This is a genomic window from Polaribacter septentrionalilitoris (assembly GCF_009832745.1).
In the GTDB taxonomy this organism is placed as follows: Bacteria; Bacteroidota; Bacteroidia; order Flavobacteriales; family Flavobacteriaceae; genus Polaribacter; species Polaribacter septentrionalilitoris.
Genome location: NZ_VRMJ01000033.1, coordinates 428,832 through 449,636 on the forward strand (window position 1 = coordinate 428,832; position 20,805 = coordinate 449,636).

Annotated in this window: 19 protein-coding genes; 9 read left to right on the top strand and 10 right to left on the bottom strand. The window is 29.4% G+C overall.

The window, feature by feature from the left end; genetic code table 11:
* Positions 1-14: 14 nt before the first annotated feature.
* The 7 genes from FP421_RS09235 to FP421_RS09265 form a co-directional block, all read right to left on the bottom strand.
* A complete protein-coding gene (locus FP421_RS09235) occupies positions 15-2,387 on the bottom strand; it encodes a TonB-dependent receptor domain-containing protein (RefSeq protein ID WP_159949812.1) in 2,373 nt (790 codons plus the stop codon).
* A 2-nt stretch (positions 2,388-2,389) separates the two neighbouring features.
* Entirely contained in the window at positions 2,390-3,448 is a 1,059-nt protein-coding gene (locus FP421_RS09240; protein WP_159949814.1) for a serine hydrolase domain-containing protein, read from the bottom strand.
* A 156-nt stretch (positions 3,449-3,604) separates the two neighbouring features.
* Positions 3,605-3,907, bottom strand: a complete 303-nt coding sequence (locus FP421_RS09245; RefSeq protein WP_159949816.1) for a helix-turn-helix domain-containing protein — start codon at positions 3,905-3,907, stop codon at positions 3,605-3,607.
* A 51-nt stretch (positions 3,908-3,958) separates the two neighbouring features.
* Positions 3,959-4,714 carry a hypothetical protein gene (locus FP421_RS09250; protein ID WP_159949818.1) on the bottom strand — a complete coding sequence of 252 codons (756 nt, stop codon included), beginning with the start codon at positions 4,712-4,714 and terminating at the stop codon, positions 3,959-3,961.
* Position 4,715: 1 nt separating this feature from the next.
* On the bottom strand, positions 4,716-5,834 hold the full coding sequence (locus tag FP421_RS09255; protein ID WP_159949820.1) for a helix-turn-helix domain-containing protein: 1,119 nt from the start codon (positions 5,832-5,834) through the stop codon (positions 4,716-4,718).
* 3 nt (positions 5,835-5,837) lie between these two features.
* Positions 5,838-6,962 (bottom strand): helix-turn-helix domain-containing protein, encoded by a 1,125-nt coding sequence (locus FP421_RS09260; RefSeq protein WP_159949822.1) that lies wholly within the window; start codon positions 6,960-6,962, stop codon positions 5,838-5,840.
* A 27-nt stretch (positions 6,963-6,989) separates the two neighbouring features.
* Complete coding sequence (locus FP421_RS09265; protein WP_159949824.1) at positions 6,990-7,769, bottom strand: alpha/beta fold hydrolase; 780 nt, start codon at positions 7,767-7,769, stop codon at positions 6,990-6,992.
* A gap of 91 nt (positions 7,770-7,860) precedes the next feature.
* Between FP421_RS09265 and FP421_RS09270 the strand changes: the two genes are divergently transcribed.
* From FP421_RS09270 to FP421_RS09280, 3 genes are read left to right on the top strand one after another with little or no spacing between them, the layout of a single operon-like run.
* Positions 7,861-9,411, top strand: coding sequence for a serine hydrolase (locus FP421_RS09270; protein WP_159949826.1), 1,551 nt, complete (start codon positions 7,861-7,863; stop codon positions 9,409-9,411).
* Positions 9,412-9,413: 2 nt separating this feature from the next.
* On the top strand, positions 9,414-10,685 hold the full coding sequence (brnQ, locus tag FP421_RS09275) for a branched-chain amino acid transport system II carrier protein (RefSeq protein WP_159949828.1): 1,272 nt from the start codon (positions 9,414-9,416) through the stop codon (positions 10,683-10,685).
* A 51-nt stretch (positions 10,686-10,736) separates the two neighbouring features.
* Positions 10,737-11,495, top strand: coding sequence for a DUF481 domain-containing protein (locus FP421_RS09280; RefSeq protein WP_159949830.1), 759 nt, complete (start codon positions 10,737-10,739; stop codon positions 11,493-11,495).
* Between the two features lie 2 nt (positions 11,496-11,497).
* On the opposite strand, the gene FP421_RS09285 is transcribed toward FP421_RS09280, so the two are convergent.
* Both FP421_RS09285 and FP421_RS15215 read right to left on the bottom strand, forming a co-directional pair.
* Complete coding sequence (locus FP421_RS09285; protein ID WP_159949832.1) at positions 11,498-14,296, bottom strand: caspase family protein; 2,799 nt, start codon at positions 14,294-14,296, stop codon at positions 11,498-11,500.
* Positions 14,297-14,590: 294 nt separating this feature from the next.
* The gene (locus tag FP421_RS15215) at positions 14,591-14,923 is read right to left on the bottom strand and encodes a cyclic nucleotide-binding domain-containing protein (protein WP_236548086.1); all 333 of its coding nucleotides are present in this window, start codon (positions 14,921-14,923) and stop codon (positions 14,591-14,593) included.
* Between the two features lie 322 nt (positions 14,924-15,245).
* On the opposite strand from FP421_RS15215, the gene FP421_RS09295 reads away from it, so the two are divergent.
* From FP421_RS09295 to FP421_RS09310, 4 genes are all read left to right on the top strand, one after another.
* On the top strand, positions 15,246-16,085 hold the full coding sequence (locus FP421_RS09295; RefSeq protein WP_159949834.1) for a helix-turn-helix domain-containing protein: 840 nt from the start codon (positions 15,246-15,248) through the stop codon (positions 16,083-16,085).
* A 258-nt stretch (positions 16,086-16,343) separates the two neighbouring features.
* Positions 16,344-16,658: a thioredoxin gene (gene trxA / locus FP421_RS09300; protein ID WP_159949836.1), complete on the top strand. Its 315-nt coding sequence runs from the start codon at positions 16,344-16,346 to the stop codon at positions 16,656-16,658.
* 242 nt (positions 16,659-16,900) lie between these two features.
* Complete coding sequence (locus FP421_RS09305; RefSeq protein WP_159949838.1) at positions 16,901-17,449, top strand: carboxymuconolactone decarboxylase family protein; 549 nt, start codon at positions 16,901-16,903, stop codon at positions 17,447-17,449.
* Between the two features lie 45 nt (positions 17,450-17,494).
* On the top strand, positions 17,495-17,875 hold the full coding sequence (locus FP421_RS09310; RefSeq protein ID WP_159949840.1) for a cupredoxin domain-containing protein: 381 nt from the start codon (positions 17,495-17,497) through the stop codon (positions 17,873-17,875).
* Between the two features lie 76 nt (positions 17,876-17,951).
* Here the strand turns inward: FP421_RS09310 and ppk2 are convergent, their stop codons facing one another.
* On the bottom strand, positions 17,952-18,752 hold the full coding sequence (ppk2, locus tag FP421_RS09315) for a polyphosphate kinase 2 (protein ID WP_159949842.1): 801 nt from the start codon (positions 18,750-18,752) through the stop codon (positions 17,952-17,954).
* Between the two features lie 146 nt (positions 18,753-18,898).
* Here ppk2 and FP421_RS09320 point away from each other — a divergent pair, with 146 nt between their 5' ends.
* Both FP421_RS09320 and FP421_RS09325 read left to right on the top strand, forming a co-directional pair.
* Positions 18,899-19,678, top strand: coding sequence for an alpha/beta fold hydrolase (locus tag FP421_RS09320; RefSeq protein WP_159949844.1), 780 nt, complete (start codon positions 18,899-18,901; stop codon positions 19,676-19,678).
* 79 nt (positions 19,679-19,757) lie between these two features.
* Entirely contained in the window at positions 19,758-20,762 is a 1,005-nt protein-coding gene (locus tag FP421_RS09325; protein ID WP_159949846.1) for a sugar kinase, read from the top strand.
* Positions 20,763-20,805: the final 43 nt, after the last annotated feature.

Genomic DNA, 20,805 nt, shown 5'->3' on the forward strand with positions numbered 1-20,805 from the left:
TTTATAAATATAGATTAATTACTCCTTCTTTGTTCATCATCATTACTAAAACCTCTGTTTTTTACATTTACTTTTTTGTTTCCAAAATTGTAAGACAATGAAATTCTAAAATTTCTAGAACTTGCATTTTGACGATAACTTTGGTCGATATTATTTACTGTAGAGTTGTAATCTCTTAAACTACCTGTGTTTAAAATATCGCTAAATAACATAGATAATTTGATGTTATTTTTAAAGCTGTGTTGTAGCCCAAATGATAAATGGAACATTTCTCCAAGACTAAACAAACCATCATTATGAAAAGAACTATACCAAGCATTGGCTTGTAATTTTGTGTTTTCACTTAAAGAGAAAGTATGGTTAGACGCAGCATAAAACTGAATTCCATCATTTATATCTGCATCAATATTTTTAGTTAATTTTGTGATGTGTGCCAAAAGTCTAACATCATTTTGGGTTTTCCACCAAGAAATAGGGCTAAAAGAAAAACTTTCTTGGATTTGATAGGTGTACTTTTTAAAATAATTTTCTCGAGTTACAATTTGATCTTGATTAGAAATGTCTGTGTTAAAAAAAACGCCAAAACCATCTGTAGTAATGTTTACAGAAAAACCTGTATTCCATTTGTTTTTATATAAGTGAGAAATTTCAAAATTATCTGAAAAAGAAGGTTGTAAAAACGGATTACCAACACTGTAACTATTGTCGTTAATGTAAAAACGAAACGGATTTAAATCTCTAAAATTGGGTCTATTTATTCTTTTTCCGTAAGAAAAATTGAAATTGTTGTTTTCATTTTTAGCATATGAAAGGTATAAAGTTGGGAAAAACTTACTGTAGTTATTTTTGTTTTCTTGATTTAAATCATCACTTATTCCTGTTGTTTTTGTGTCTTCAAAACGCAGCCCAAATTGTAAGGTAAGTTTATCATTTAGTTTTGTGTTTCCAGAAAAATAAGCAGCCAATACATTTTCTTTGTATTTAAAATTGGTAGATTGGTTTGGATCTAAAATTGGGGTGCCAGAAAGTGTATCGTAAAACAAAACACCACTATTGGTATTGGTAAAACTTGCTTTAACACCATAAGAAAGATTTACTTTTTCAAGTGGTAAATCCATATCTAACTGAGAACTAAAATTATCTATTTTTTGATTAGAAATGTTAAGTGCAGCAGAGCTAATTCCTTGAGAATTCCCAGCAACATCAAACTGCTCTGTAGTAAAATCTAGATTTCTATCCGAAGTAAATGTGAAGTAATCTGCATCAAAAGACAGTTGTTTTCCTAAAGTATCTAGTTTTGAAATCAAATGAAAATTTACAGAATGATTGTTATTGTCCACCTCATTTTGAGCTTTGTTTTTTAAACTTCTTTCTAAATTATTATCGGTATCAAAAATAGTTGAGGTAGTTACAGCATCTATATTTGGTTGTGTTGTATTTCCTAAATATTGCACACCCAAAGTAGTCTTATCAGACAAGGTATAATCCAACAAAAAGCGCCCAGAAAGTTGGTCTGTTTGCTGTTTTCCAGCAATATCAATATCCCAAAGATTGGTTGGGTATTCTATAACTAAACCTTCTAAATTTTCAAAATTACCTTTGTTTGCATTGATACTTGCTGATAATGAAACTTTGTTTTTGTTGTAGAAAAAATTATTAGTAATTGTTGTAAAATTATATTTGTTTTGATTGTAAGAAATCGTAGTTGCATTTTTCCAAGAATTTTGGATTCCTTTTTTTAAAATAATATTGATTAAACCTCCATTACCTGATGCATCATATTTTGCTGGAGGATTGGTAATTACTTCAACTTTTACAATATCACTAGCTGATAAACCGCTTAAAAAGGCCACCAATTCATCACCAGCTAAAGGAGATAATCTTCCGTTAATTAGTACCTGAGTAGCACCTTTACCCAAAATTGATAAGGTGTTGTTTTGCACTTGTACACCAGGAGTTATCCTTAAAACATCAACACCATTTCCACCAGTTGCAGCAATGCTTTTTTCTACGTTAAAAACCAGTCTGTCTATTTTTCTTTCTAATACTCTTTTTTCTGTTTTTACCACAATTTCATTTAGTGCTTGTGCGTTTTCTTCGAGAAAAATTGTTCCTAAATTAATGTTTTTAGTTACAAAAATTTCTTTCCCAAAAGTTTTATATCCTAAATAACTGATCTCTAAAATATAATTTCCAGCTTTTGTTTTTAACTCAAAAGTGCCATTGTCTGTTGTCGTAGTTCCTGCAATTGTTTTATTATTAGCATTCTTTAAGATTACGTTTGCAAACGGAATAACGTCTATTTTATCGGTTACTTTTCCTGTAATTGTTTGTGAAAATAATGAAGTAGAAAAAAGTAAAATTATAAGTAGTTTAATGGTTTTCATTTTTACTTTGTTTTAATGATTTCAAATATGTTGTAGAATAATTCTTGTCTTAATTGGTGATTTCTTTGGTTTAAAAAAAAAACAATTCCCCAATTATGTTCTCTGTCATAAGCCATTATTGATGATTGCCCCAATAAATCTCCTGTTTTAAGAAAAACAGTATTTTTTTCGTCTTTTAATATATTTAAACCTAATCCTAATTGCCTTCCATCTTTGTTATACTGTGTTTTTTCGCATAACAGAGCAGCCTTTCCTAAACTGCTATTGTGGTTTAAAACATTTTTTAAATAGGTAACCATATCTAAAGTATTCGATTTCACCAAACCAGCAGCACCTGTAATATTCCAGTTAAAAAGTTCTTGTCTTCCACCTTCTGCGTTATAGCCCTGTACTTTATTATCAACATTAAAATCGGTTGAATACATACTTGTTAATTTTAAAGGCTGTTTTAAATGTTCATTTAAAATTTCTGGATACGTTTTGTTGTAAACCGTTTCTAAAATTTGTCCTAATAAAACATAGCCAATTGTAGAATATCTGTAGTTTCCATAATCAATCAATTCTGAGCAATTGTTTATTATTTCTGATAATGTTTGTTGATTTACAGCGTCTATTGGTTGTTGAGAATTTACCATTATTAATGCTCTAAAATCGATGTCTGGCAAACCAGATTGATGAGAAGCTAAATCAGAAATTTTAATTTTTTGTTGTAGGTTTTTATGAAGTTTATATGCTTTTGGCAAATAAGCATCCATAAAATCGTTGGTGTTTAACTTACCTTCAAGCACTGCATTTGCAATTAAATTTGATGTTAGAATTTTAGTAATCGAAGCAATTTCAAAAAGTGAGTTTTTATCAACCTTAATGGTATTTTCTCTGTTTAGGTTTCCATAAGAAGTGTAAAATTCAGTATTATTTCTTACAAAACCAACACTAAAACTAATCTTCGGTTTTTTAGAATGTGTGTCTTTTAGTATCGAATCTATTTTTCTGTAAACATCTTGACTAAAGGAAAAATTAGCCATTAATAATAAAGTAATAAACAGTTGTAAAGTTTTCATTGTTGTATTCATCTTGTTTGTTTTTTATTGATGATACAAATGTGCGAATGAAAAGAAGTTTGTGCGACCGAAAGCACAAAGTCGAACGAATTTCTATAAAAGAAATCAGTTCGACTTTATTTTACAAACGTTCGACTTTACGTTAAGTGTTTGATTTTAAGCAGTTTTTCTAAACTGTGTTGGTGTGGTGCCTGTATGTTTTTTAAAGGCAGTATTAAAAGAAGATTTTGAGTTAAACCCAACTTCGTACAAAATTTCGAGAACTGTAAATTCTTTTTTTACAGGATTCTTTAAGATTGATTTAGCTTCTTCGATTCTGTATTCGTTTACAAAATCAAAAAAATGCTGGTTTAAATTCTGATTGATTAAAACCGATAATTCTCTAGAATTCATATTTAGTTCTGCAGCTAAATTTCTAATAGATAAAGACGGATTTAAATACGGTTTATTTTTTGACATAAATAAAGTCAGCTTATCAATTAGCTCTTTATTTTCAGCATTATTTTGATTTTACCTAAAATTTTTGGTCAATCCTATTTTAGAATTTACACCATTAAATAAATTAGGATATTTTAGAATTTTTAGGACATACCAGCAAACAAAATATAAAGTAACACTACTTAAAATAATTTCTGAAATTTGAAAATAATCTCTGTCTCCAAAATATTTAAATAAATTTTTAATTAATGCAAGGCTGTATAAAACTCCGGTAAAAAGCAAAAACTGAAACAACCAATTGTAAGTTTCTATGGTAGCACTAGAATAATTTTCTACAAAAATTTTCTTAGCTCTTTTTAAAACCATAAATCCCATAATAATGTATATAGCAAATTGAATATGCAAAGAAAAATGTAGATAAATAATTTCAAAGTGTTCATTGTAATTTTGGAAAAGCGCAAGTTTTTCTAACGAACTACTTAAATAAAACCTGGGAATCATAACTAAATTTCCTATAACATAAGGCAGTATATGCCATAAGTGTTTCCATTTTAATTTAAAATCTGAATAACAAACAGAAAGGATATACAGATATAAAACTGGCATTAACAAATACGATAATTGGCTTTTAAAAGTTAAAATATTGCTTGTAATATCAATAAATAAAGACCAAGCCGTATATTCAAAAGCACATAAGGTTAAATAAACCGCAAAAATTTTATTACTAAATTTATTAGTAGATTCAACAGAAAAAATAAAAAACGCTAAAAGTAATGATATAGATGAAGAAACAATTCCAATTAAATCTGATACCTCTAAATTTTCCATTTTATTTGGTTTTTCTGAATTGAGTAGGTGTTAAGCCTGTATGTTTTTTAAAGGCAGTATTAAAAGAAGATTTAGAATTAAAACCAACTTCATACAAGATTTCGAGTATTGTAAATTCTTTTTTTTCAGGATTTTTTAAGATTGATTTAGCTTCTTCGATTCTAAATTCGTTTACAAAATCGAAAAAATGCTGGTTTAAATGTTGATTGATTAAAACCGATAATTCTCTAGAATTCATTTTTATTTTTTCAGCTAAACTTCTTATCGATAAAGAAGGATTTAAATACGGTTTTTCGTTTTTCATATACGCTATTAATTGCTCAATTTCTTTTAAATCGATGTTGCTTTTTTGATCTTCTTCATCAAATTCTGTAGTTAATTTGGTTTTAGAATCTACACCATTAAAAAGGTTTGGATATTTTAACGCTTTTAACACATACCAACAAACAAAACATAAAACCCCAATTACAAGAATATTGTGAGAAGCTTCAAAAAAAGTAGGTTTTCCAAAAAACTTTAGTATGTTTTTTACAATTGCAAATCCATATAAAGTTGACGTAAAAAGAATGAGCTGAAATAACCAATAATAGGTTTCAATAGTATTACTAGAGTAGTTTTCTTTAAATATCTTTTTAGCTCTTTTTAAAACGATAAAGCTCAAGGTAAGATATACTATTGATTGAAGGTGCAATGCAATATGCGAAAAATAAGATTCTGGTAACGAATTAAAATTATCGAATAAATTAGATTTTTCTGCAACAGAACCCAAATAAAATCTTGGTATCATCACTAAATTACCAATAATATAGGGTACAATGTGCCAAAGATGTTTCCATTGTAATTTAAAATCTGAATAACAAACAGAAAGCACATACAAATACAAAACAGGCATTTGTAGGTAAGAAAATTCTCTAGAAGCAACTAAAATATTGGTAGGTGCATCAAAAATAAGAAAGCTATAGAAACCTGTAAATTCAATAGCATTTAGTACAAGATATGTTGCAAAAAGTTTATTACTAATCGCATTGCTAGATTTAACAGAATGCACGAATAACGCTAACAATAATGAAATAAATGTTATAATAATTCCTGCGATATTTGAAAAACTAATAGCTTCCATTAATTATAAAAATTGTTTTCTAAACTGTGTTGGTGTAGTGCCTGTATGTTTTTTAAAAGCAGTATTAAAAGAAGATTTTGAGTTAAACCCAACTTCATATAAAACTTCAAGTACCGTAAACTCTCTCTTTTTAGGATTTTTTAAAATCGATTTTGCTTCTTCGATTCTATATTCGTTTACAAAATCAAAAAAATGTTGATGTAAGTTTTGATTAATTAAAACCGATAAATCTCTTGAGTTCATTTTGAGTTCTTCTGCCAATTTTCTAATGGTCAAAGACGGATTTAAGTAGGGTTTTTTTGTGGTCATATAATTTAAAAGAAACACTAATTGATGATTCACAGCTGCTGATTCTGTATTTTTTCCTTTTATTTCATTTGACGTTTTCAAATCAACATCAATTCCTTTAAATAACTTAGGTGAATTTACCGCTTTTAAAAACAGCCAACAAATAAGAAATACGCCAAAAAGTAAAATTATAGTTCTTAATGCATTTGTGTTTTCTAACGTAAAATTAATGCGAGAATAGTTTTTTACCCAAGTCAATGCTTGACCAATAAAAAGTAAAATTGCCAATTGTCTTAGCCAAATATAATTTTTGAATGAATTTTTATCGGCAAAATTCTCTAAAAGCAGTTTTCTGTATCTGGTAATGTAATATACCTCTGCTATTAGATAAGCTAAAGATAATAGGTCTCCAAAAAAACCTAGAAATCTAATTTCTATATTTTGATCATAATTATTATAAAACTCAATTTTTGCATTATCATCAACAAAAAAGAAATTCGGCATTAAAACTACAATAGTAATTACCCAAGGTAAAAGATGTACCAAATGTTTCCATTTTAATCTAAAGTTTGAATAAATAATAGATAAAATATATAAGAATAATAACGGATTTTTAAATGCAGAAACACTATTTCTTAACATTTCTAAATTCAAAGGTAAATCTATAAATTGCTGATAAAAGAATGCACTAATATCAATTGCAGTAACTATTAAAAAGGAAGCTAATAATTGATTAGGTAATTTTTTTTCTGTTTTTACACTGAGTAAAAATGCAGAAAACAATAAGAATAGAATTACAATAAGAACAGCTAAAAAAGGAATTATTGACTCGTAATTCATAATATCAAATATACTTAAAATTTAGTGTTAGCATTTTTTTAAAAAAACCTTTAAAGTTTTAATCAACTCTTCCGTATTTTCAATATGACTCATATGTCCATTAGGAAAAACAACAACTTCAGAATTTGTTTTTGCTGCTTCCTCCAAAGATTTTTCATAATCTAAAACTGGGTCTTTTTTACCAATAACAATTAACTTTTTGAAATTGTTATTTTTCAAAACGTGATTTCTATTTGGGCGATTTCGCATGCCTTCATTAGCAGCAATATATCCTTGAACAGATGTTTGTAAAGCTTCTTGTAAAGCCAAATCTAATTCTTCTTTATGACGTTCTTTACTTTTCGGGCCAAATAAATTAGCAAAAGACATGCGTACCATATTTGTAAAATTATTCTGAATCATTTTATTGGCTCTTGCTCTTAATGTTTTACGTTCCTCATCATCTTCACTAGATGTAGAATTTAGTAAACACAGACCTTTTATTTTCTGAGGATATTTTTCTGCAAATGCCAAAGCCACATAACCACCTAAAGAATGCCCAACCAAAATACATTTTCGAATTCGCAAGTGTTTTAAAACTGCTGATACAGTTTCTGCAAACAACTCCATAGTATGTACATAACCCAAACAATCTGATTTTCCATGACCCAATAAATCAATGGTAATTACTCTATTTCTTTTGGTAAGATGAGGTGTAATTTTATCCCACATTGTGGAGTTTTCCAAGAACCCATGAATAAGAACTACAGCAGTTCCTTTACCTTCATCAGTAAAAAAAATAGTTGCGTTTTTGTATTGTAAAGTCATAAAACAAAGATACATTTTGCATCCTTTTTTTAAGCCACAATCATCATAAAGTATTTACTATATTTGATGAGAATTCTTATCCAATTATACTATGTTTTTCAAGAAAATTACATTTTTATATATCCTGTTTGTTTCATTAGCAATTACAGCTCAAGTTGATGAAAAGAAGTTAGACAACTTGGTCAAAGAAACCTTAAGAACATTTGATGTTCCAGGTATTTCAGTTGGAATTTTAAAAGATGGAAAAATCGTCTATGCCAAAGGTCATGGAGTTCGTTCTTTAACCAATAAAAAAGAAATGAACGAAAACACTTTGGTTGGAGTTGCCTCTAACAGTAAAGGTTTTACTTGTTTTGCTTTAGCAATGATGGTGGATGAAGGCAAACTAAATTGGGATGATAAAGTACGAAAATACATTCCTGAATTTCAAATGTATGATGCTTGGGTTACAGAACAATTTACGGTTAGAGATTTGGTAACTCATAGAAGCGGATTGGGTTTAGGTGCAGGAGATTTAATGTTTTTTCCTGAAGGAAATGATTTTACGGTAAAAGACATTATCAATAATGTAAAACATTTAAAACCAGTAAGTTCATTTAGAAGTGAGTTTAAATACAACAACAATATGTTCATTATTGCTGGTGAAGTTTTAAAGAGAGTAAGTGGTCTTTCTTGGGAAGAATTTATCGAAAATAAAATCATGAAACCTGTTGGAATGAGCAATAGTAAAGCATCTTACAATCGTGTTACAAATAAATCGAATATTATTGATGCGCATACAAGAGCAGATGGTAAAGTGATTCAAATTCCACATGATTGGAGTGAGACTGCAAATGCAGCAGGAGGAATTGTTAGTAACGTAAAAGACATGCTAACTTGGGGAAATTTTTTAATGAATGATGCAGTAACCAAAGAAGGAAAAAGACTTTTGAGTGAAAAAGAATTTCACGAGTTGTGGCAATTGCAAACACCTTTAAAAGTTAGAAAAGGAGATTGGTACAATTCTAATTTTAGAGGATATGGTTTAGGTTGGTTTGTAACCGATGTAAAAGGAGGTTACAAACAAGTATATCATACAGGTGGATTGATTGGTACAGTAACACAATTTACTATGATTCCAGATTTAGATTTAGCCATTGTAGTCTTAACCAACCAAATGAATGGAAGTGCTTTTAACACCATAACAAATACGATTAAAGACAGTTATTTAGGATATGAAGATAGAAACTGGCTAATAACTTTTGGAGAAAGAAATGCGAAGTATTTAAAATATAATGACGATTTAAAAGCAACGGTTTTTGCAAAAGTAGAAGAAGCAAAAAAGAACCCGAATTTGCCAAAACCTTCTAAAATTGTAGGCACGTATCAAGACAACTGGTTTGGAGATGTTGTAATCAGTCATGATGGAATGTCATATACAATAAAATGCAAACGTTCTTCGTATTTATTTGGTGAGCTATTGCCTTACAATCAAACAACTTATGTTGCAAAATGGAACAACAGAAGTTATGATGCAGATGTTTTTGTACAATTTACATTTGATGAAAACGGAAAAGCACAATCTGCAACCATCAAATACATTGCACCTATTACCGATTTCAGTTTTGATTTTCATGATTTAAACCTTAAAAAAGTAAACTAATTTTGAATAAAACTAAAGAAATTTGGATTGGTGGTTTTGCATTATTTTCGCTTTTTTTTGGAGCAGGGAATTTAATTTTACCTCCATCTTTAGGGGTAAAAGCAGGTTTAGATTGGTGGATTGTTGTTTTGGGTTTTGTAACAACAGCAGTGACCATACCAATTTTAGCGATTTTTGCACACGCAAAATTACAAGGAACGTTATATGATTTTGGTAAAAAAGTATCACCCATTTTTAGTACCGCTTATTGTTTATTGATTTATTTGATTGCCATTGCAATTCCATCACCAAGAACAGCAGCAGTTACTCATGAAATGGCAATTCAACCTTTTTTTGAAACCAAACCTATTTTAACCAGTGTTTTTTACTTTTTTTTAGTGTTTATTTTTGCCATAAATAGATCTAAAGTGATTGGTTTAATTGGTAAGTTTCTCACGCCAATTATTGTGATGATTTTACTAATCATCATCGGAATTGCTGTTTTATCATCACCAGGAATTGTTCCTCCAACAACATTTAAAACACCATTTGTAGGCGGACTTTTAGAAGGTTATCAAACATTTGATGCTATAGGTGGAGTTGTGGTTGGTGCTGTTATTATCATTTCATTAAATTATAGCAGTCATACTACTTTTGAGGCAAGAAAAACTTTAATAAGAAAAGCAGGTTTAATTGCAGGAACAGGTTTGTTGTTAATTTATGGAGGGTTGATTTTAAGTGGCTCTTTATTTTCATCAACTTTTGCAGAAAATGCATCAAGAATAGAAATTTTATCAGGTTTAAGTTCTCAAACCTTAGGTCATTTAGGTACTACATTTTTAAGTGTTTTAGTAGCTTTGGCATGTTTTACCACTGCTGTAGGAATTGTAACTGGAACTGCAGATTATATGAAAGGAATATGTAAAAACTCACAAAAAGCATACATTATTACTGCTGCTATTGCTTCAATAATCGGAATTATTGTTGGAAGTTTTCAAGTAGATTTTATCATTACGTTGGCAGTACCAGCATTAATGTTTTTGTATCCAATAACTATTGTCTTGATTTTGCTAAACATTGTGCCAGAAAAGTATGCTTCAAAATTAGTGTTTAGAGGTGTAGTTTTGATGACTTTTATTTTTAGTATTCCAGATTTTTTAGGATTTATTATTCCTAGAGAAAACTTAACAGGAATTAAAAATATCATTCCGTTAGCAAATTCTAGTTTGGGTTGGGTAATTCCTGCTTGTTTGGTTTTTGTAGTGGTAAATTTAATTCCTAAACACACCAAGTAGTTTATTTTTGTATTTGATTCATTAAAGTTTTTTAAACTAAAATCGAATACAATGAAAAAGTTAATATGGTTACTTTTTTTTGTACCCTTTATCTTATCAGCTCAATTAAACGAAAGTGATACATTAAAAGTAAAAGCAAAATTATCGGTAACCGGTTTTTGGCAGGCAGGAAATGTTGAAACTTTTATTTTTAGAGCAAGAACTGATGTAAGTGTTGTGCCTATTAAAAATTGGGTTTTTAAAACACAAAATTCTTATGTTTATCAGGCCTTTGGAGGAGATAAAGCAGATGAAGACATTCTGAGTTTAAATTTTTTGTACTTAAATCCTGAGAAAAAATTATATCCCTTATTGTTAGGTTTTGTGAGTACCAATTTTAGAAGAGAGGTTGATGTTCGATATTTGTTTGGAGCAGGTATTACCTACCAGTTGATCAATACTGAAAAGAGCTGGCTAAAGCTTTCTTTAACTAGTGAATATGAACATACAAATTTTACCAAAACTAATTTTAATATCGATGAATATAATGGACAAGAAACCATCAATACTATTCGTGGAACTATATGGTTGAATGGAAAGTATCATTTATATAAGAAAAAAATTATTATTACTCATGAAAGCTATATTCAACCCTCTTTGAGTAAACGTAATAATTACAGATGGCAGTCTGATATTGGCTTAGAACTTCCTGTTTGGAAATACTTAAACTTTAAAGTAAATTATTTACACACTTTTGAGAGCCTTGTGATAAAAAATCAAAAACAACAAGATAAATTTTTAACTTTTGGATTTACTTTAAAAAGTTTTTAAAATTACTGAGTTTTTTTAAAGAAGAAATTACCAGTTAGAGAAGTAGATTCCCATGGAGTTTGTTTTCCTTTAGAAACTTTTATTACTTGCGCTCTTACATTTTGAAACATTTCTAAAATAGTGATATTTTCTTTATCCATTTCTTTTAATAATGCACCTGTGTAAGTTCCGTTTTTTCCTAAACCATCCGAAGCAGTATTTCCTGGTGCAGTTGCATAGGCTATTAAAGAACCTCTTGGCGCATTCATAAATGCCAACCCATTACCACTTGCGCTTCTACTCCAGCTTCTTTCAAAAGGATTGTTTCTACAAGCATCTAAAACCACGAGATTTGTTTTTGTACCTGCACTTTTCATTTTAGATAATACACGATCTGCTTTTACACAATCGTATTCTACTTCATCTTCACTTTCTATTTTTGCATCTGTAGGCACCAAATAATTACTACCATTTACCTGTACACCATGGCCAGCATAAAAGAACAAGCCGATATCATAATTTTTTAACTGTTTACCAAATTCATCAATAGCTCTTTTGATGGTGTTTTGATCACCATTGACAAATTTTAAAACTGTAAAACCAAGACCTTCTAATTTAGTTTTCATAGCATTTGCATCGTTTACAGGATTTCTAAGTTTAGATGCATATGCATAATTACTATTACCAATAACTAATGCTAATCTTCTCTGTTTTTTTTCTGTTACTACATTTTTTACAATTTTAGGCGTATTGTAATTTAAAGTAATACTTTTGGTTGATGATTTCCCTTTTGTATCTGTAGCGGTAATTGTAATTTTATTATCACCATTAATTAAATCTACATACCTATCAAAACTGCCATCTGTGTATAAAGTAGCACGTTGATTATTAACAGTTACTTTAGCAATACCATCTTTATCATTGGCAAAACCAGCAACTTTTATAGATTTTACTTTTACAATTTTAAAGCCTCTATCTGCAATAACTCCAGGTTCTGTTATTTTTATTTCTGGAGGATTATTGTAAACAATAACATCTTCTTTTTTCTTCTTATTGTTTTTATCTAAGTAGTTTATTTTAAGGTAATCTATTTCTATGCTAGATTGTGGGGGTGTTGTAAAACCTACTTTATCTCCAAAAAACGCTCTATAATCCATAGCATGTAGGTACTTTTCATTGATAAAAAAGTAATATTTTTTTCCAATTTTTCTTACAGTAAGTTTATTATAGGTTTCTTTATTAATGTAGGAAGAAGCAGTCCAAGATTTAGAAGCAATATATTCTCCATCAACATAACTACCAATCCAATATTTACCATTTCCATTAAACTCTATGTTGTAGTTTTCGGAAGAATCAGAACCCCATTTAAGCATAATTCCACTAGTTTTTTTACCTGAAACATATTTCATTCTAGCTTCAATTTCAAAATCTCTTTTTTGATCTATATAAATATTTTTATGAGAGGTCCATGAAGATTTTTCTTGATATGATTTCCATAAGTATGTTCCGTTTGAAACTCTACCATAGGTTTTACCAGAAGTACCAGTGCTCCAGCTATTATTATTGTTAGAGAACTGGTCTTCGAAAATATATTCTTTATCCTTAGTAGCAAAAGCACTGTAATCTGTTTTGCTTTTTGCTAAATAAGATACATATAGATAATCTATTTTTAATTTTGTAGCTGTAGATGCTTGAAAACCAAAATAGTTGCCATAAAAAGATTTAAAAGGCATGGAGTGAACAAAAGTGCCATTAATATAAAAATACATTCTAGATTTTACCTTACGTATTTTCATCTCATTATATCCATATTTACTCACAGCACTATTTTTTGTCCAGTCTTTATGGGCATAATATTTAGAACCATCGTAATAACTTATTCTGTAAGAACCATCTGCTGTAAAGCCAAAATAATTTTTTTTTGTACTACCTGCACCCCAGATTAAAGATTGTAAATTAGAGGTTTTACCACCAGAAAGCCGCATAAAACGTCCTTTAATTTCAAAGTCTTTGGAGGTATCTATGTCAATGTATTTTCTAGATGTATGGGTAGATTCTGAAGTACCTTTTAAATAGTAATATCCATTAGAAACGTAACTATCGTTTCTAGAAGACCAATTTCTTGAGTTCGAATAGAAATCTTCCTTAAAAAAAGCATCACCATTAGAGGTTATAGTAGTATTATTGTATGACTTTTTTACATAAGAAACTCTCAAATAGTCTATCTTTAATTCTGAGCTAGAAGCCGCTTGAAAACCAATTTTATTTCCAAAAAAAGTTTTAAAAGGCATTGTATGTACCAATTTTTCGTTGATAAAAAAATACATTTTTGATCTTACTTTTCTAACTGTAAGTTTGTTATAGCTACTACTGTATATACTTGTAGAGTTAGTCCAATCTTTAAGTGCAGTGTAAGAAGTTCCATCATAGTAACTTATTCTAAAATCTCCGTTTTGAGTATAACCAAAATAATACCTTTTATTTCCTAACCCTCCCCAAACTAAAGAATGTAAAACCGTCTTTTTTTTGCTTTCTAATACTAAGAATTTTCCTTCAATTTCAAAATCTTTAGCAGTACTTATAGAAATAGTTTTATCTGTAGTGGCAACACTAGACGTATTTGATTTCCAATAATATTTTCCACTAATTATGTTTCCAGATGATCTTTCTGAAGAAGAGGTAGACCAATATTTATTATTATTTAAAAAAGAGTCGTAGAACACGGTTTCTTTTTCTGAACTTGAATAATAAGAATATGATGATTGCCCATAAACAGAAAAAGATAAACAGAAAAAAAAGAAGTAAATTTTTAAAGATCTCATAATAAGTGAAATATGTCTGCTAATATAATAAACTTGAATTAAAGTAAAAAAGAGGTTATTAGAGTAGCAATATTTAAAAACCAAAAGAGCATAAGTTTTTACCTATGCTCTTATACAACATTGTTATGTTGATTTTAGGGGGAATACTTTTAATGATATAACTTTATGTAAATAATAACGACAAAAATTCTCAGATTAAGAATCAATAAAAGTAAAGTATTTTACTAATGTAAAAATTGACCTATGATAAGAAATTACATTTAAGAAATTGATTTACGAATTCGACTTAAACTTTCAGTTGTAATGCCTAAGTAAGATGCAATATGATAGTTTTTTTATATATTTTTCTATATCAGCATGGTTCTCTCTAAATTTCTGATATCGTTCTTTTGCAGATAAAGACAAGTGTTCAATAATTCTCTTTTGAAAACCCGCATAAGCTCTTTCTAGCTTTATTCTAAAAAAAGATTCTATTCTAGGAATTTTTAGATATAAATCATTAATGTCAGATTTAGAAATTTTGTAAACAATTCCATCCTGCAAACACTCTATACCCATTACAGCTTTTTCATCGGTAAAAAAAGAAGTGTAATCGCTAATCCACCAGTCATTTATAGCAAATTGCATGGTGTGTTCTTTTCCTGATTTTTGAAAAAAAAAGACCGTAAACAGCCACTATATGTGTAAAATTGATGAGTAATATTGGCATCTGGGGTTAACAACATATCTCCTTTTTGTAGGTGTATTTTTTTAAACTTATTGTTAATGTAATGCACTTCTTTTTGAGAAAGAGTATAGCTTTTAAAAATTTCTAATGCTATTGAAACTTCATTTTCCATTTGTTAATCTTGTAGATGTTTTAATTAACCCGTCTTAAAAATACTAAAAAACAAATATTTTTTTAAATAATAAATTATTTTTACGACCACCTTTACATAAACCCCAATAAATGGCAGTCCAAGACATTACAAAATATTCTTTTCAAAATACATTTTCTTTAAGTACAGTCGAATTTGAAAAAGCATGTACAATAGATCATTCTGTGCAACAAAATGCCTATTCTATTTATTGGATTCAAGAAGGAAAAGGAACCTATAATATCGATTTCGAACAATATAAATTCGAGGATAATGTGCTTTTTTTCTTATCACCAGGACAAGTATTTACGGTAGATTCAGAACAAATAAAAACGGCCTACAAACTTACCTTTGTTAGAGATTTTTACTGCATTCAAACCCATGATAAAGAAGTAGCTTGTAATGGAGTATTGTTCAATAATATATACGAAACACCCTTTGTAAAGCCTTGCGAAAAAGATACCCAAAAGCTTCAATTTATTTTAGAAAGTTTAATTGAGGAATTTCAACAAGATGAAACTGCACAATACGATATGTTGCAATCTTATTTAAAACAATTTATGATTTGTGCAGTACGCGTACAAAAAGAAAATCATATTATAAAAGAAGATACAGAAACACGTCTGTTTAAAGATTTTAGTTTGCTGGTAGAGCAGAATTTTAAAAAAATGCATTCTGTTACAGATTATGCAAACAGATTGGGTGTTTCTCCGAAATCAATCAGTAAACACTTTCAAAAAATAGGTACAAAAACTCCCTCAGATTTTATTAAAAACCGCATTTTAATAGAAGCAAAACGTTTATTAATTTATACCGATAAAACAGTTAAAGAAATAGCCTTTGAACTTGGCTTTAATGACCCTGCATACTTTACACGTTTTTTTACTAAAGCCATTTCTAAGTCGCCTTTACAATTTAAAAAAGAGTATTAATTTATACCAAATTTAATTTTTTTATTAGGGCGTGTCCTTTCAGGTCAGGCTTTCACTACTCGCTTTTTTTTCGTTCCTCAAAAAAGAGCTCAAACAAGTCGTTCAATCCTTCACGCACCTTTTTTGCCAACTTTTTTCCTTGTCCAAACAGTAGGAACCTTTGTCCATTTTTAAACCTTAATGTTGGTTGCATCTTTGCAGTGTCAAACAAAAGTACTCACATTCCGATAATTAAAAAGGAATAAAAAAAACAATAAAATGGAAACAACATTAGAACAAACAAACGTAAAAAACATCATTAGAAACAACCCAAATGTAGTATTAGATTTTTATGCAGATTGGTGTGGTCCTTGCCAAACTTTATTGCCAACAATACACAAATTAACAAACGAATTAAAAGACGATGTAATTATTAAAAAAGTAAATGTTGACGATTATCAAGAATTGGCAGCAGAATTTAGCATCAGAAACATACCAACATTAATTTTCTTTAAAGAAGGAAAACCTGTTGATAGACATACAGGCTTAATTACAGAAAGAAATTTAAGAAATAAAATAGACAGATTAAAATAAAAAAAACGGACAGTCCAATCCAAAGGAACCTTTGTCCATTTTTAAACACTGCAGTTGATTGCATCTTTGTACCATCAAAAGAAAACAACTAAAACAATAATTATGAAAACAATAGAACAAACACAATGTCCAAACTGTTGGGGTTATCAAACTTATGATGAGCAAAATCCAGAACAACAAATTTGCACTTGCAATTAAGAATACAATCAAAATAAATATAAAAACAAATTAAAATAGAAATTATGAGCACATTTAATGTACCCACAAAAAACGAAGTATCAGAAAACAATCAAGCAATTTTTAACCAATTAGAAAAAGGATTAGGTTTTGTACCAAACTTATACGCTTCTTTTGCACACAGCGAAACAGCATTAGGTAACTTTTTAGCATTCGGAAACTCAAAAACAAGTTTTTCTGCTAAAGAAAAAGAAGTGATCAACTTAGCAGTAAGTCAAGTAAACGAATGTGTGTACTGTTTATCTGCACACACAGCAATTGGTAAAATGAACGGTTTTTCTGAAGAGCAAATCTTAGATTTAAGAACAGGTGTAGCACCATTTAACGATAAGTTAGATGCATTAGCAAAATTTGCAAGAAGTGTTGCCGTAAATAGAGGAGCAGCAACTCCAGAAAGTATCGATAATTTTTATAATGCAGGATACACAAAAGGAAATTTAGCAGATGCTATTTTAGTAATTGGCGAAATTACCATCACTAATTATTTTCACAAAACAACAGAAGTACCTGTAGATTTCCCTGTAGCACAATCTTTAGAATTGGCAACAGTATAATTAACATCAAAAAAATTAACAAATAACAAGTAAACAATAGAAAAGATGAAAAAAGTAATCGCAATTTTAGTAGTATTAGTAGGTTTTGCATTTAATACAAATGCACAAGATAAAATGAAAAAAGAAACTGTAAAAACAGTTGCTTTAGAACAAACCAAAGGTGAGTTTACTCAAAAGCAAATTACCTTATCTGAAGGAACTTACATTTTTGAAGTTGCTAATAACAATGTGGGTACAGATGTAGGTTTTGTATTGCAACCAAAAGGTAAAAGCGGACAAGCAAACCATATTAAAGAGGCGTATGTAAAAGCCTTGGTAAAAAACAACACCAAACAAACGTCTAACAAGGTAACTTTAAAAAAGGGAGAATACACGTATTTCTGTCCTTTAAATAAAACACCAGAATATACTTTAATAGTTGAGTAGGTTTTTAAATTAGTTTTGTAAAAAAAAGACGAGTAGAAATACTCGTCTTTTTTGCTTTTATTTATAGTAATACTTCCTAAAACTTTTCTGGCACAAAAGTTTGGTAATCCATAGGTGGTCTTACATAGGCTTTGTTGTCTGGTAATGGAGGTAGTTTAATGGGTTTTAAGTTCATTTCTTTGTAAGGTATTTTGCTCAAAACATGACTGATACAGTTTAAACGTGCTTTCTTTTTATTATCAGAATTAACGACAAACCAAGGCACTTGTTTGGTATCTGTATGCGCAAACATTTTGTCTTTTGCTTTTGAGTATTCCATCCATCTAGAACGAGATTCTAAATCCATAGGACTAAATTTCCAACGTTTTAAAGGATTATTAATCCTGTTTTTAAAGCGTCTTTCTTGCTCTTCATCACTTACAGAAAACCAGTATTTTAAAACTATAATTCCTGAACGAACCAACATACGTTCAAACTCTGGGCAAGAGCGTAAAAACTCATCATATTCATCATCTGTACAAAAACCCATAACCTTTTCTACACCAGCTCTATTGTACCAACTTCTATCAAACAAAACAATTTCGCCAGCAGCAGGTAAATATTGCACATATCTTTGAAAATACCATTGCGATTTTTCGCGTTCTGTAGGCACACCTAAAGCCACCACTTTACAAATTCTTGGGTTTAAAGGTTCTGTAAATCGTTTAATGGTTCCTCCTTTTCCAGAGGCATCTCTACCTTCAAAAATAATAACCACTTTTAAACCTTGATTTTTTACCCATTCTTGTAAATGCACCAATTCTTCGTGTAATTTACCAAGCTCTTTATCGTAATTAAATTTTTTCTTTTTTTTATTTGCTGGGGCTGATTTTTCCATACTTGCAATGTAATGAAAATCAGCAATAAAAGAAAATACATTGTGTTTTGGAAAGCTTATTTTAAACAATTATAAATAAAAGAACATCAAAATAAAAAAGTCTATTTTTGCTGTTGGTTTTATAATTTTCAATTTTAGAAAAACATTTGTTAAATTACTATACATATCCGCATGCAACTTCTAAAGAATGGGTAACTTTTGTTCATGGAGCTGGAGGTAGCAGTTCTATCTGGTACAAACAAGTGCGTGATTTTAAAAAGCATTTTAATGTATTGATTTTAGATTTGCGAGGTCATGGAAATAGCAAACCATCTATAAAAGATACGTTTAACCCTAAGTATACATTTGATTCAATTACGGAAGATATTGTGGAAGTGATTGAGCATTTACACATTAAAAAATCTCATTTTATAGGTATTTCTTTAGGAACCATTTTGATACGTAATTTAGCAGAAAAAAGACCAGAGTTGGTACAAAGCATGATTATGGGAGGTGCTATTATTAAATTAAATATTCGCTCTCAAATATTAATGAAGCTTGGTGTGATTTTTAAATCGGTAGTACCCTATATGTTATTGTATAAACTCTTTGCATTTATTATTATGCCAAAGAAAAATCATAAAAAATCAAGATCACTATTTGTAAACGAAGCCAAAAAACTGTATCAAAAAGAGTTTGTTAGATGGTTTAAATTAACATCCGAAATCAACCCTTTATTGCGTTTTTTTAGAACTAAAGATATTAAAATACCTACATTATATGTTATGGGAGCAGAAGATCATTTATTTTTGCCTTCTATTAAAAATATCGTCTCAAAACATATTAGTTCTTCTTTGTTTGTAATCGATAATTGCGGACATGTGGTAAATGTAGAACAACCAGAAACGTTTAACACGCAAACAATTCAATTTATTTCTTCTTTATAGTTTTAGTGAAATAATTACATATCAATCATTAATGTAATGTATTTTTATAAAGTATCTTTGTTTTTTTAATGAATTTACTATGAGTCAGATAATTACATTTGGAGAAGTTTTAATGAGAATATCTCCTCTAGGAAACAGAAAATTTGTGCAATCAAATGCAATCGAATATTATTTTGGAGGTACAGAAGTAAATGTAGGTATTTCTATAGCCAATTTTGGTGGAAATGTAAAACATATTTCATGTATTTCTGATGATTTTATTGGTGACACAGCTCTTTCTTATTTAAATAAATTTGATATTGATACTTCCTCTATTGTGCGTTCTTCTAGACCTTTAGGTGTATATTTTCTTGAAGTTGGTGCAGTGATGAGACCAAGTTCTATTTCTTATAATCGCTCACATTCTTCATTTTCTGAGATTCTTCCTTCAATGATACATTGGGAAAAAGCGTTAGAAAAAGGGAAATGGTTTCATTGGACAGGTATTACACCTGCATTATGCAAAGGAAGTAAAGACGCGTTGGTAGATGGATTAAAATTAGCTAGAGAAAAAGGAATGATAGTTTCTGCAGATCCAACGTATAGAAGTGGCTTGTGGAAATATGGAGAAGCCCCAAAAGAAGTCTTATCAGAATTAATTCAATATTCTACTATTTTTATTGGCGGTGTTAATGAAATAAATGAACTTTTAGGGACCAATTATTCATTTTCAAATGATGATTTTATAGCAGCAAGTAAAGATTTAATGCAAGAATTTCCTTCTATTGAAAAAGTATTTGATAAAATTAGAACTTCTATCAATTCTTCGTGGCATAAGATTAAAGCCAGAATGTGGAATGGTAAAGAATTTAGAGAAACAGAAGATCTTGATATTACTCATGTTGTAGATAGAATTGGAACAGGTGATGCTTTTGCAGCAGGGATTATACATGGTTGCCAAAGATTCGATGACTTTAAAGCGATTCAATATGGAGCAGCTGCATGCGCTATTAAACATACTTATTTAGGTGATGTTAACTATGCCAATGAAAAAGATGTACTTTCTATTCTAGAGGGTAATGTTACAGGTAGATTGAATAGATAAAAAATAAAAAAGCGAGTGGTAAAAACTCGCTTTTTTATATTGA